Source organism: Pseudomonas sp. Ps21-P2 (assembly GCF_039672565.1).
GTDB lineage: Bacteria > Pseudomonadota > Gammaproteobacteria > Pseudomonadales > Pseudomonadaceae > Aquipseudomonas.
The window spans coordinates 266,061-279,902 of the sequence record NZ_JBDFPL010000003.1 but is presented as its reverse complement, the minus strand read 5'-3'; the positions used below and the strand labels follow the sequence as shown (position 1 = coordinate 279,902).

Genomic DNA, 13,842 nt, shown 5'->3' with positions numbered 1-13,842 from the left:
TCGTGAGCAAGCTCACTCCCACAGGTACGAGTGCAAGGCGTCGATCCCTGCACAACCGAACATCCGCTTCGTCACGCTTCACGCTTGAACAACAACAAAAAAGGAGAGCGTTATGTTGACCAAACACAGCAAAGTCCAGACCCCGGTCTACCGGCACGCAGCGCCGTCGGTGCGGGTGGCGTTGATGCTGGTGACCAGCCTGTTTTTCCTCTGGGGCCTGTCGTACGGGCTGCTCGATGTGCTGAACAAGCACTTTCAGGAGACGCTGCACGTCAGCAAGGCCCAGTCGGGTTTGCTGCAGGCGGCGTACTTCGGCGCGTATTTCATCATCGCCCTGCCCGCCGGCTTGTTGATGGACCGCTTCGGCTACAAGGCCGGGATTCTGCTGGGCCTGTGCCTGTACGCCGCCGGCGCGTTGCTGTTCATGCCAGCGGCCAATGCGGCGAGCTTCCCGTTCTTCCTGTTTGCGCTGTTCGTCATCGCTCTGGGGCTGGGTTGTCTGGAGACGGCGGCGAATCCTTACGCGACCGTGCTGGGCGATCCGAACGGTGCGGAGCGTCGGCTCAACCTGGCGCAGTCGTTCAACGGCCTCGGCCAGTTCGTCGGGCCGCTGCTGGGGGGCGCGTTGTTCTTCGGCGGCAGCAACGCCGGCAGTGACAACAGCTCGCTGCAAACCACCTACGTGGTCATCGCGGTGATCGTTCTACTGGTGGCGGCGCTGTTCGCCCGCACGCCAATGCCGGATCTGCGCGAGCAGGAGTCGAGCATCCAGCGCCATGACAACAAGACCCTCTGGCAGCACCGGGAATTCGTCGGCGGCGTGGTCACGCAGTTTTTCTACGTGGCGGCGCAGGTGGGCGTGGGCGCGTTCTTCATCAATTACGTGACCGAACACTGGGCGAACATGACCAGCCAGAGCGCCGCGTACCTGCTGTCGGTGGCGATGATCTGCTTCATGTGCGGACGTTTCGTCAGCACCTGGTTGATGGGGCGTATCCCGGCGCAGCGGCTGCTGATGGTCTACGCGTGGATCAACGTCGCGCTGTGCGCGGTGGTTGTCAGCGGCGTGGAAAGCGTGTCGGTGGTGGCGCTGGTGGCGGTGTTCTTCTTCATGTCAATCATGTTCCCGACCATCTTCGCCATGGGCGTGAAAAACCTCGGCCCCCACACCAAACGCGGCAGCTCGTTCCTGATCATGGCCATCGTCGGCGGCGCGCTGATGCCGTATTTCATGGGACTGGTGGCGGACCACTTCTCCACCGCGCTGGCATACCTGCTGCCGCTGGGGTGCTTTGTGGTGGTGGCGTTTTATGGGCGCAGCGGGTTGCGCGGGCGGGAGGCGTGATCTCGTTTTTGCGGCGTGGCGAGTGACGCCTTCCCGGCTGAAGCCGGTCCTACTATCCGGTTTCGGCCAGTCCCACTAGAGGCGCGGGATTATGTCGTGGGATCGGCCTCAGCCGGGTTTTTCCATAAGCGCATCAGGTTCAGCACAAAGCTGTAACACCGGTGTTGATAAGAGCGTTGGTCCCTCGTCATCGACGATCTCGCGCCGCATCAAGTCCTGGCAAAGGTATCCCAGAGAGTTTGCCGAATAGCATCAAGTCGCGCGTTAGCCGCGATCCGCTCCTCGACGGTGTCGCGGTCTATGTAGATATCTGAAAATCCAGATTTGGAACCGGCCATAGTTCTGTAGATAGAACCAGCCTCATCCCATGCAGGCGTTCCTGCCAGAGCGCTCTCCGACAATATGCTGACAATCGCGTCAATTCCTCTGTCAAAATCTCTGCACCCCTCCCCGTGGTATATATGCTTAAGTTCTAAAAGCATACTTACAAGCATTGAGTTATTCATAGTTGCACCTCCGAGTGAAACCGTCCCAGGCGTCGTTGGCGCTCTGCAAACCATTGCTGACGCTTTGGTTGAGGTCGCTGTATTTCTGGTCCAGGTTTCGCTCGATGTCGCCCCAATTGGGCACAAGGGCCAAGAGGTCCGCTTTCATCTCACAATCCTTGGAAAGAGTCTGTCCATGTATTCGCGTAAGCGACCCTGATGCTCACTGGTGATGGCTAAGGTCGACAATAGCGGGCGCCAATCCTGCCTTATCGGTTTGCCACATTCCATAACCGTGAGGCGCAGCATTGCCCGGCGGTTCACAAATACACAACCAGAAACGGCGGCCACCTATCTTCACTTTTCCATTTCTGAACGAGCGCATAAAACTTGGTGGTAGAGGGAAGGCATTTACTGGCCGCCGCCGCACAGATTCGTCCGCGCGGAACTACCAAATATGGCTCCCGCCCCACTTACGTTGACGGATTGATTCTCAGGGCGTGGAAGATGAGGCGTGCAGCCTTCCCGGCTGAAGCCGGTCCCACGAGTCGGCGTTCCAGCCAGTCCCGCTGGAGGCATGCGATGCCTTAGTAGGACCGGCTTTAGCCGGGAAGAGGCCGGTGGCAGCGCTCTCATTTTTGCGGCGTGAGGATTGACGCTTTCCCGGCTGAAGCCGGTCCTACCAATCAGGCATCTAGCTATTGATGATCGTTCCCACGCTCTGCGTGGGCATGCATCTTGTGACGCTCTGCGTCGCCTTGCGCGAAAGCCGGATTGTGCGTCGTCTCAGGGGCGCAGAGCGCCCGACCCGGCTTTCCCACGCAGAGCGTGGGAACGATCAGTTTCCTCCTATGGGCGCGGTCAGTCAGGACAGCGGGCAGTTGCCGCAGTAGTCGAGGCCGTTTACTCGATAGCGGATGCAGCACACGCGGCGTTGGCGCTTCAGTTCGTCTTGCCCTTCGACCTTGATGTAGCGCACGGGCTGGTAGAGCGGATTGCGGCGTTCGTCGGGGAGAAGTTGCACGTTGAGCAACTGGTGACCATGGGTCAGATCCACGTGGGGCATCGCGTTTTCGAGCACACCCAACAGCCACTCGAAATAGTTGCCGGCGTTGCTCCACAGCACTTTTGGCGAAAGTCGAAAATGCCGCGCGAGGGCATCAATGAACGGTCTGAGGTGCTGCTCCAGCAAGTCATCGAAACGCTCGAAAGCATCGGCCGGGGTTGGCGTCCAGCGCTGTCCCGAGTGAGGCAGCTTGAACGCGGCAGGCAGGCCATCGTCGTTGAGGATCAGTTGTACTTGATCGAGGTGCAGCGGCAATTGCTGGTCGAGGATCAACGACGCCGCGACCACCGGCGGAATCAGTTTGATGAAGTAATACTTGCTCCAGATCGACGCCAGGCCGCGAGGGTCGCTGTCGGGGTAGGCGCTGCCGAAACGCGTCAGCACATCGTTCAGGTAGTCGCCGGTGAGAAAGGTGCGCATAGGCACGCCGACGCGGGGAGCGTCCGGCAGCACGAGCGCGTCGCGGTAATGCTCGAAATCGGCGATGAACAGCGGCGCCAGCGCAGGAATCATGTGCTGACTCGCTGCGCTGACCGCCCGTTCAACGGAGCGCGGTCAATGAGACCGCTGCCGCGCCAGCACCCACAACCCCTGCTCCAGCGCGGGAAACAGGCTGTTGTTGAAGTTGTTCCAGCGCAGTTCGAGGATGGTGTCGTCCGGCGCGATGGGGGTGTCGAGCACGTCGAACACCACTTCACCGGAATCGATGCCGGTGTCGACGTAATGGAACGACGCGCCGGTCATGTTCACCACCGGCGTGTCGACCATCTCCCGTGTGGTCCAGTCGACCACTTTCTTGCCCCGGGCGCCGTACAGCGCGTCGAGGGTGGCGTATGCGCCGCGCCGCTCGTAAGGCGATTCCAGACGCGTGATGCCCGGGTGCACGTTGAAGATACGCCGATGGAAATCAGCCCCTTCGCGCACCAGTTCATCAAGGATCACCAGCAGCCCGTCGAGCACAACAACGTCGGCGCCCAGCGCGTGCAGCCGCTCGCCGAGACGTCGCTCGAAATCCGACTTGCCGGCCGGCCGCGCGCTGTCGCCCAAGGGCAAGGCGCGGTAGCTCGACGGCACGTTTTCCAGCAGGTCATCGACCTTGCGCCCCTGCACTGTCAGGCCCGCCGGGTAGAACCAGTGGGCGCCCTGCCCCGGCGTGAAGCCGTAGTCCTTGATGCTCTCGCGGTCCCGTGCGGACTCGGGGTTTTCGTCGTAGATGATCGCTTCCAGGGAGTAGTGATCGCCGAGAGCGGTGTCGTTGAGCGCCTTGACGAGGTACTCCAGCGGCGAGGTCATGTAACGCTGCTCGCCGTGATAGTCGACGTATTGACCGGCCTTGTCCGCCGCGGCGTTACGCAGCGACCAGACGTAAACAAGCTTGGTTTTCTGCATGAATATCGGACTCAGGAAAGGGTGTGCAGGGTGTTGCCGCTGACGCCTTCAGCCATGGCGACCACGACTTTTCGTTCGCCGCTGAACGGCTTGCGCGAGTGCGCCGTGAGCATGTTGTCGAGCATCAGCACGTCGCCGGTCTGCCACGGGAAGACCACTTCGCACTCGCTCAGCACGCCGCGAATTTCCGCCAGCGCATCGGCCTCCAGCGGGCTGCCGTCGCCGTAGTAGACGTTGCGCGGCAGGCCTTCTTCGCCGACGGTGTCGAGCAGGATTTCCTGCATCTCCTCGTCCAGGTTCGACAAGTGGAACAGGTGCGCCTGATTGAACCAGACCCAATCCTTGGTGCGCGGATGCTGGGCGACACCTTGCACCAATTGTCGTGTGCGCAGGTCGCCGTCCTCGTTCCAGTCGCACTGGATGCCACGGGGGCGACAGTAATCTTCGACGTCGCTGTGGCGCTCGGTGTTGAAAACCTGTTGCCAAGTCAGGTCTAGGCCGTTGCCGTAGTTGCGCACGTACATCAGGCGCTTTTCTTCAAAGCGTTTGCGCAGCGCCGGACTGATGCGCTGGAACACCCGGCGACTGTCGGCAATCGGCGTCTCGCCGCCGCTGACCGCGGCTTTGGCGCAGTAGAAAAAGATGCGCATGGGCCATTCGGTGGTGTAGGCCTGTTCGTTGTGCAGCGGAATCGAGCGGTGCGCCGGGTATTCGGTGGAGGTATAGACGCCTTTGCCATCAACCTGGCTGCGCGGGGTGGAGCCGAATTCGTAGTTGAGCAGCGGGTGGCCGAAGGAGGCGGCGAACTGCTGGAAGCCTTCGACGCCTTCGCTGGTGAATCCGCTGAAGAGGATGGCGCCGTCGCGTTCCAGGGAGTGGTCGACGACGCTGCGCAGGGCCTCGAATTCGGCGGCCAGGGAGACGCCGGTCTGGCCGGGCTGGACGCGCAGGGGAAAGCCGGCTTCGAGGCGCAGGCGTTCAGGGGTGAGCATGCGCATGTTCATGGGCGTTACGCTCCTGGGGCTGAAGGGGGTGGGTTCAGGCCATGGCCTTGCGCAGGCTGAGGGGGCGCATGTCGGTCCAGACGTTTTCGATGTGGTTGAGGCAGGTCTGTTTGTCGCCTTCGACGCCGACGCTTTTCCAGCCGTCCGGGATGGCTTTGTAGTCGGGCCAGATGGAGTACTGCTCTTCGTGGTTGATGACGACCCGGAACTGTGTGTTTTCGCTGTCGAAGCTCATGTGTAATCCCTCGTGGTGTTGGAACGACGCAGGTAAGCGCGCCTTACCTGAAAGACGAACGAGGCGGCGAAGTGGTTAGTCTTTTTTGGTGAAAAATGTAAAAGCGGATCAAGGGCAGATCGAGGGCAGAGCAAATGCTGAGGACCTGTGGGAGTGAGCTTGCTCACGAAGGGGTCGGTACATCCACCGAATATCCGGTGTTTGGAATGCAGCATTCGCGAGCAAGCTCGCTCCCACAGGATGGGGTGCAATCAGTAAAAATTGCTGGCGCCTGGGCTGGCCTCTTCCCGGCTGAAGCCGGTCCTACCAAGGCATCGCATGCGTCCAGTGGGATCGGCAGTGACATCGACTGTAGGACCGGCTTCAGCCGGGAAGCCTTTCCATCAATACAGGGAGGGGGTGCGATCAGCAAAAATTGCTGGCGCTTGGGCTGGCCTCTTCCCGGCTGAAGCCGGTCCCACTCATCAGACCGCGCGCGCCTGTAGGACTGGCTTCAGCCGGGAAGCCGTTGCCGTTGCCGTTGCCGTTGCTTTTGATCTTCGTACACAGGAAGTCCAGACGACACCCATCGCGACTTGGGTGCAGGCTGAATGGAGGTTTCGCGGAGTGGGCCGAGCCGCATGGATGCGGCGAGAGCTGCCCCCCGCCATGGATGGCGGATGGCAGCGGGCCCACGGAGCGAGACCGGAGTGAAGGAACCCTGACGAAGGAAGGGCCAAACCAGGAGCAAGCACCTTTGGTTACTTGGGGTGCTTCTCCAAGTAACTCGCCGAAGGCGAAACGTCTGCCCCTAGGCAGACGCTCTTGATCTTCTCAAGCCTGGCGAGTTACCAGCGAAACGCCACAGTCCCGAGCACGGTCCGCTCTTCGCCCCAATAACACCGACCCGCGTTATTGCAGCCGCTCACATACTCCTTGTCGAACAGATTCTTCGCATTCACATCCACCGACCAATGCTTATCGATGTCATACCCCACCAACGCATCCACCAGCGTCACATCACCCGTCTTCAACTTCCCGTACAGCGTCGGCGCGGTATACGCGAACGTATTATCGAAATAACGCACCCCGCCACCCACACGGAAACCGCTCATCGGACCGTCAAGGAAGCGATACGTCGCCCACGTACTCGCCTGATTACGCGGTATGCCGGTCAATTGATGATCCTCGTACAACGAACCCGGACTGTCCTTCGTCACCCGCGCATCGGTGTAGGTATACGACGCCGTCAGGCTCAGGTTCTTCGTCACATCACTGTTGACCTCAAGCTCCACGCCCTTCGACTCGCTCTTGCCAATCTGACGGCTGTACCCGTTCGAACCGGAAATCACGTCGTGGGTCTTGGTCAGGTCAAACACCGCCGCGCTGAACGTCGTGTTCCAGCCAGCCGGCTCGTACTTCAGGCCCATCTCGTACTGTTCGCTGAGAATCGGATCGAGCAACTCGCCGTTCGGTTGCGACGACTGCTGCACCGGCGTGAACGCCGTCGAGTAACTCACGTACGGCGAAATGCCGTTCTCGAACTGGTACATCAAACCCGTCTGCCAGCTGAAACGATGGTCCCAGCCGTCCAGATCCGCAGCGCCGCTGGTAGTGCCGGCACGGTTGCGGTACTGGCTGTTGACGAAGTCCTGACGCCCGCCCAACAGGTAGATCCAGTTGTCGTACTTGCTCTGCAACTGGCCGTAAACGCCGTACATCTGCTGATCCAGCTGCGAGTTCTGGACCGTCGCGAGCATCCGCGGATCGCCCGACGGGAACACCGGATTGAAGGCGTTGTACGTAATGAGGTTACTGGTCGCCCAGTCCTGATTGTATGAGGTGCGGTCGTAGCTCGCGCCCAGCAACACAGTGTTTTCCAGGGCGCCGGAGGTGAAGTGGCCTTCGAACTGGTTGTCCAGCGAGTAGGTGATCGATTTGTTGTCGCGGTCGTAGGCCCTGCTGGTAAGCGTACTGCCAAAGCCAGAATTGCTAAGGTCGTTCGGCCACGTCTCGTGACGGTCCAGACGCGATTCCATGAAGCGCGAGTTCTGGCGGAACTGCCAGGTGTCGTTGAGCTGGTGCTTGAACTCGTAACCCAGGGTCCAGGTTTCGCGCTCGAAGTCGTCCCAGTTCGGGTTGCCGTTGAACTGGTCCTTGCTGATCTTGCCGTTGACGTTGTTCAGCAAGGTGCCCGCAGCGGGGTAGCCGAGCAGCAGCTTGGTGCGGTCGCGCTGGTAGGACGACAGCAGGGTCAGCGCGGTGTCTTCGTCGAAGTTGAAGGTCATCGACGGCGCGATGTAAATGCGGTCGTCCGGTACCGAATCGACCTGGGTGTCGGCGTTGCGACCGAGCATGACCACGCGGCCGAGGATGCGGTTGTCGTCGGTCAGCGGGCCGGAGACGTCGAGGGACAGTTGCCGGCGGTTGTTGCTGCCGTAGGTGAATTTGGCTTCGCCCTGGGCGGTTTCCGTCGGGCGTTTGCTGACCAGGTTGACCAGCCCGCCCGGCGCGTTTTCGCCGTAGAGGATCGAGCTCGGGCCACGGAACACTTCGGTGCGTTCCAGGCCATAGGGTTCAGTGGTGGTGTCGTAGCGGTTGCCCTGCAGACGAAGGCCGTCCTTGAGCAGGCCGTAACCGTAGTCGGTGGCGTTGTAGCCGCGAATGGAGAACAGGTCGCCCGCGAGGCCGTCGCCGACGGCAAAGGGCGGGGCGAAGATGCCGGGGACGTAACCGAGGATGTCGGTCAGGCTTTGCGAGCCCTGATCCTGAATGCGCTGGCGTGTCACCACTGACACCGAGCGCGGGGTTTCCGACAGCGGTGTGCTGGTCTTGGTGCCCGCCGTGCTGTTTTTCACCTGATAGCCAACGGTTTCCTGCCCTTCGGGCGCTTCACCGCTGACCACCGAATTCTGCAGTTCGATAGTGGCGCCCTGCTCGGCCTTGGCCGGGGCATCCGCCGCCCATGCCGCGCCGTGACAGGCGACCGTTGCGACCAGCGCTGCCAAGGCATTGACCTTGAATTGACCCTTGTTATTGCTCGCCATCCGAACTCCCCCTCCCTTTAAAATCACACGGGGCAAAGCCCCAAAATTGACCACCAACGTCAAAAAAGCGTGAAAATGTAACAAAGAACGTTTCTCATTACCATTCTTATCATAAAAAAAGGGCGAAGGGCCATCGCTGGTCCTACGCCCTGTTTCAACGCTGTTACAACAAGGGTTTAACGCTGTTTGACGGCCGCTGAAACGGCGGCGGCAAAGATGTCGGCGATCTGGTCAATCTGCGCGGCAGTGACAATCAGCGGCGGCAGGAAGCGGATGACCGACGAGTGTCGCCCGCCCACTTCGATGATCAGGCCCCGCTGCAAACATTCACGCTGGATGGCCGAGGCCAGCGCGCCGCTGTGGGGGAAGTGGCCGAGGGCGTCGGGGCGGCCATCGAGATCGACCATTTCCACCCCGAGCATCAAGCCCATGCCGCGCACATCACCCATCTGCGGAAAGTCTTTCTGCAACGCGCGCAGGTGTCCGACCAGACGCTCGCCCATGGCGGCGGCGTGCAGGTCCAGTTGCTGTTCGCGGACGATGCGGAGCGTTGTCGACCCGGCCACCATCGCCAGTTGATTGCCCCGGAAAGTGCCGGCGTGGGAGCCCGGTTTCCACACGTCCAGGGACTTGTTGTAGACCACCACCGCCATGGGCTGGCTGCCGCCGATGGCTTTGGACAGCACCAGCACGTCCGGGACGATGCCCGCGTGCTCGAAAGCAAAAGGCTTGCCGGTGCGGCCCACGCCACACTGGATTTCGTCGAGAATCAGCGGCACGCCGGCGTCGCGGGTGATGCGGCGGATTTCCCGCAGCCAGTTCGCCGAGGTCGGCACCACACCGCCCTCCCCCTGCAGGGTTTCCAGAATCATCCCGGCGGGGGGCAACACGCCGCTTTCCGGGTCAGTCAGCTGGTTCTCGATGTAGTGCAGGCCGATGCGCTCGCCGGCCTCGCCACCGACGCCGAACGGGCAGCGGTAGTCGTAGGGAAACGGCAGGAACTGCGCGCCACCGGCCATGCCGTCCAGATAGGTCTTCGGCCCGAGATTGCCCATCAACGCCAGCGCGCCCTGGGTCATGCCGTGGTAGGCGCCGTGGTAGGCCATCAGGTTGCTGCGGCCGGTGGCGGTGCGCACCAGTTTCAGCGCCGCTTCCACCGCATCGGTGCCGGCCGGGCCGCAGAACTGGATGCGCGCGTCCTTGGCGAATTCCTTCGGCAGCAACGCGAACAGCTCGTTGATGAAATCGTCCTTGGCTTCGGTCATCAGGTCCAGGGTGTGCAGCGGGCGCTGGCCGTCGAGGGTGGCGCGCATGGCCTGGATCACCTCGGGGTGGTTGTGCCCCAGCGCCAGGGTGCCGGCGCCGGCCAGGCAATCGATGAACCAGCGCCCTTCGCTGTCCTGCACGTGAATGCCCTGGGCGCGCTTGAGTTCCAGGGGGATGCGCCGCGGGTAGCTGCGCGCGTTGGATTCCACGGCGGCCTGCCGCTCCAGTCGCGGGGTCGGCGCAAAGCGGTAGTCGGCGTTGGCGACGGCGGCGTCCGGGCTGCTCGACAGCGCCTCGCTGTGGCGGGCGGCAATCGGCGTCACGTTGTGTTGGCTATGCATGTTCGTGCTCCTGGAAATCGTGGGAATGGGGGCGTTCGTTGACCTGCGCGAGGGCCTCGGCAAGTTGAGTGATGAACAGCTGATCACGGACGATCGAAAGGTGGTCGGCGTCGATCCAGGCCGAAACCTGCAAGCGAACACCCATGCCCTGCTCCAGAAGAGCCGGTGCGTTATCGTTATTTTCCGGCGAGCGCTCGGCCCACCAGGCGTAGACCGGCACGCTGAGGGCGTGGATCTGACGGCATTGATTGGCCAACTGGCGCATGTGCCGCTCGACGCCGAGCAGCTGTTGCCAGTGCGCGTCGGCTTCCAGACCCTCGTCATCGGCGTCGAGAACCGGGGTTTCCGGCACGGCAGGACGCGGCTGACCGGCGCCCGGCACGTAACCGTCGATCAGGCCGACGAACTCGACGCGCTTGCCGAGTCGGGTCAGCAGCCGCGCCATTTCCAGCACCATCGTCCCGCCCATGGACCAGCCGATCAGCCGGTAGGGGCCGGACGGCTGCTGTTCGAGCAGGGCCTTGACGTAGTCGCGGGCCATTTGCTCGATGGAACTGTCGCGCCACTGGCCGTCCAGCACCTGGCGGTTCTGAATGCCCCACACGTCCCACTGCGCAGACAGTCGACGGGCCAGTGCGTAGTAGCCGACCACCGTGCCGCTGACCGGGTGCACGCAGAACACCGGCGGCTTGTCGCTGGCGCCGCTGCTCAGGCGAATCAACGGATTTGGCGCACCGTCGCGGCTGACGACCACGCTTTGCGGCGCGGCAGGTGTTGATGAAGGCAGGCTCTCCAGCAACGCCACCAACCCGTCGCGATAGGCCGTTTGCAGGCGTTCAATGGTCTGATGCTGATAGCGCTGACCGCTGAAACGGAAGGTCAGCCCCAGTTGCCCGGCGAACACCTGACCATTGATTTCCAGCTCGCGATTGAGCGGCGTGGACGGGTCGACCAGCGCGCCGGCCGACACCTTCGACGGCGAGAAGCGGCCATCGCCCAGGTCCTGATCGAACTGGCCGAGGTAGTTGAACACCACCTTGGGTTCCGGCAGCGCGGCCAGTGACTGCCGCGCCGAATCGTCGCCCAGATAGCGCAGCAGACCGAAGCCGACGCCTTTGTCCGGCAAGCCCCGCAGGCTGTCGCGCACGCCAATGAGGGTCTGGCGGATGTCGTCAGCAGCACGCACCCGCAGCGGGAACAGACTGGTGAACCAACCCACCGTGCGCCCGACGTCCAGGCCATCGGCCAAGGCTTCTCGGCCATGGCCTTCCAGCGCAATGAGGGTGTCGGACTGGCCAGTCCAGCCCTTCAGCGCGTCGGCGAGCACCGCCAACAAAATTTCATCGGTGCGCGCCGCCAGTGCTGCCGGGGCTTCGCGCAGCAGACGACGGGTCAGTTCGGCGTCCAGCAGCAGTTCGCACTGTTCAAGATCCTGTTGCGTGGCCCGTCCTTCAGGGTGGTCCACCGGCCAGACCGGCTCGGCAGTGCCGACCTGCTCCAGCCATTGGCCGACTTCTGCCTGACGCTCAGGCGCCTGAGCCGCATGAAGCAGATGCTTCGCCCAACGTTGGAAGCTGCTGGATTTCGGCCCGAGATCGACCGCGCTGCCCGAAGCGATCTGCGCGTAAGCCCGCGCCAGATCTTCGAGCAACACCCGCCACGACACGCCATCCACCACCAGGTGATGGGCGACCAGCAACAGCTTTTGCCCTTCCGGCATCTGCGCCAGCACCACGCGCAGCAGCGGACCGTCATGCAGATCGAGGCTGCGCTGGGCCTGTTCGCACAGCGCGGTCATGGCCCGCTCGTCGGCCACGTCACGCAGCCAGAGATTGTCGGCAGCCGAAGCGTCTCGATACTGTTGCTGCCAGCACCCGTCGGCGTGCTGCTGGAAACTCAGGTTCAGGCCATCGTGATGACCCAGCAGCGCGGCCAGCGCCTGGCTCAACAATGGCGCTTCCAGCGGACGCTGCACGTCCAGCAACAACGCCTGGTTGAAGTGCGCGCGGTTGGCCATCGGTTGCTCGAAGAAGTGCGCCTGAATCGGCGTCAACGGCAGCTCGCCCTTCGGCGTGTCTTCGACCAACAGCGCTGCACTGGCTTCGATCACCGTGAGGCGCAGGGCCAGGTCCTTGAGCCGGGGATGGCTGAACACGTCCTTCGGCAGAAGCTTGAAACCGACCTGACGCAGACGGGTGATGACCGCCAGCGACTGGATCGAATCGCCGCCCAGCTCGAAGAAGCTGTCCTGACGGCTGATGCTTTCAACCCCCAGCAACTGCTGCCAGACCCGCGCCAGCTCGACTTCGCGCTCACCTTCCGGCGCTTCGAAGGCCTGACTGCCGAACTGCGGATCAGGCAGCGCGTTGCGGTCCAGCTTGCCGTTGGGCAACTGCGGCAAGCGCGCCATGACCACGATGTGCGCCGGCACCATGTATTCCGGCAGAGTGTTTTTCAGCTGATCCTTCAGGCTGTCTTCAGACAAGTCGTTGCCGCCGACGTAGCCCAGCAACTGCTTGCCGTTGCCTTTGTCGCGCACGATCACCAGCGCTTCACGCACACCGTCGCAGGCCTTGAGTGCCGCTTCGATTTCACCGGCTTCGATGCGGAAGCCACGGATCTTGATTTGGTGGTCGATACGGCCGAGGTATTCCAGCAGCCCTTCGCTGTTCAGGCGCACGCGGTCGCCGCTGCGGTAAATGCGTTCACCGGCGCGGAACGGGTGCGGCAGGAAGCGTTCAGCCGTTGCGCCGGGACGGTCCAGATAACCACGCGCCACGGCGCCACCCAGATAGAGTTCGCCGGCAATCCCTTGGGGCAGCGGATTGAGGTCTGCGTCCATCACGTAACCCTGACGATCCCCCACCAGATCACCGATCGGCGCGTAGGCCGTGGTGAAGTCGGCGGTCTCGGCGGAGGCCAGCCACAAGGTCGGCGTCACTACCGTTTCGGTCGGGCCGTAGCCGTTGATGATCCACAGCGGCTGCAAATTGCGGATCACGTCGTGGAGCATCTCGCGGCTGAAGGCTTCACCGGCAAAGCAGTAAGTCTTCACGCCAGGACCCTTGCCCTGCACCCCGGCCCAGTCCGACAGTTGACGCAGGTAGCTCGGCGGGAACGACGCCACGGTGATGCCTTCGCGAATCAGGGTGTCGTAGGTCTGCTCAACGCTCCACAGTTCCTGATCCCGCAGCACGACTCGGGCGCCGTAACACAGCGGCATCATCCAGCCTTCGTGGGCGCCGTCGAAGCTGATCGAGAGGAAGTGGAACTTGCGGTCTTCCGGGGTAAAGCGATAACGCTCGCCAATGGTCTGGATGTGCATGGAGATATCGGCGTGGGCGATGGCTGCACCCTTTGGCTTGCCGGTCGAACCCGAGGTGTAAATCAGGTAGGCCAGTTGCTGCGGGTGAATGACCACATCCGGCGCCGTTTCCGGTTCGGACGAGCAATCGAGCTGATCGATGTTCAGCATCGGAACATCGCCGACCGGCACGCGATCCAGTGCCGCATCGTGGCTGATCAACAGCTTCACGCCGCCGTCTTCGAGCATGTAGCGCAGGCGTTCGGTCGGGTAATCCGGGTCCAGCGGAATGTACGCGCCACCCGCCTTGAGTACGGCATAAAACGCCAGCCACAAATCAATCCCGCGCTCCATCGCGATTGCCACGCGCACTTCGGTGCC

Annotated in this window: 10 protein-coding genes (1 of these 10 cut by a window edge); 1 reads left to right on the top strand and 9 read right to left on the bottom strand. The window is 62.3% G+C overall.

Annotated elements, in window-relative coordinates; all coding sequences use genetic code 11:
- Positions 1 to 112: 112 nt before the first annotated feature.
- Positions 113 to 1,345, top strand: a complete 1,233-nt coding sequence (locus ABEH28_RS08775; RefSeq protein WP_346629687.1) for a sugar MFS transporter — start codon at positions 113 to 115, stop codon at positions 1,343 to 1,345.
- Positions 1,346 to 1,554: 209 nt separating this feature from the next.
- Here the strand turns inward: ABEH28_RS08775 and ABEH28_RS08770 are convergent, their stop codons facing one another.
- The 9 genes from ABEH28_RS08770 to ABEH28_RS08730 all read right to left on the bottom strand — a co-directional run.
- Positions 1,555 to 1,851 (bottom strand): hypothetical protein, encoded by a 297-nt coding sequence (locus tag ABEH28_RS08770; protein WP_282373563.1) that lies wholly within the window; start codon positions 1,849 to 1,851, stop codon positions 1,555 to 1,557.
- Positions 1,844 to 1,999, bottom strand: a complete 156-nt coding sequence (locus ABEH28_RS08765; RefSeq protein WP_282373564.1) for a hypothetical protein — start codon at positions 1,997 to 1,999, stop codon at positions 1,844 to 1,846. The genes ABEH28_RS08770 and ABEH28_RS08765 overlap by 8 nt, the downstream gene beginning before the upstream one ends.
- Positions 2,000 to 2,695: 696 nt before the next feature.
- Complete coding sequence (gene fhuF / locus ABEH28_RS08760) at positions 2,696 to 3,409, bottom strand: siderophore-iron reductase FhuF (protein ID WP_346629686.1); 714 nt, start codon at positions 3,407 to 3,409, stop codon at positions 2,696 to 2,698.
- Positions 3,410 to 3,451: 42 nt separating this feature from the next.
- Positions 3,452 to 4,285, bottom strand: coding sequence for a N(5)-hydroxyornithine transformylase PvdF (locus ABEH28_RS08755; RefSeq protein ID WP_346629685.1), 834 nt, complete (start codon positions 4,283 to 4,285; stop codon positions 3,452 to 3,454).
- 11 nt (positions 4,286 to 4,296) lie between these two features.
- A complete protein-coding gene (locus ABEH28_RS08750) occupies positions 4,297 to 5,289 on the bottom strand; it encodes a TauD/TfdA family dioxygenase (protein ID WP_346629684.1) in 993 nt (330 codons plus the stop codon).
- A gap of 34 nt (positions 5,290 to 5,323) precedes the next feature.
- A complete protein-coding gene (locus ABEH28_RS08745; RefSeq protein ID WP_296313839.1) occupies positions 5,324 to 5,524 on the bottom strand; it encodes an MbtH family NRPS accessory protein in 201 nt (66 codons plus the stop codon).
- Positions 5,525 to 6,351: 827 nt separating this feature from the next.
- Positions 6,352 to 8,550, bottom strand: coding sequence for a TonB-dependent siderophore receptor (locus ABEH28_RS08740; protein WP_346629683.1), 2,199 nt, complete (start codon positions 8,548 to 8,550; stop codon positions 6,352 to 6,354).
- Between the two features lie 176 nt (positions 8,551 to 8,726).
- The gene (locus tag ABEH28_RS08735; protein WP_346629682.1) at positions 8,727 to 10,157 is read right to left on the bottom strand and encodes an aspartate aminotransferase family protein; all 1,431 of its coding nucleotides are present in this window, start codon (positions 10,155 to 10,157) and stop codon (positions 8,727 to 8,729) included.
- Positions 10,150 to 13,842, bottom strand: the end of a protein-coding gene (locus tag ABEH28_RS08730; RefSeq protein ID WP_346629681.1) for a non-ribosomal peptide synthase/polyketide synthase. It continues 12,471 nt past the right edge of the window; the window shows 3,693 of its 16,164 coding nt (coding positions 12,472–16,164); the start codon falls outside the window, past its right edge; the stop codon is at positions 10,150 to 10,152. Before ABEH28_RS08730 ends, ABEH28_RS08735 begins: the two co-directional genes overlap by 8 nt.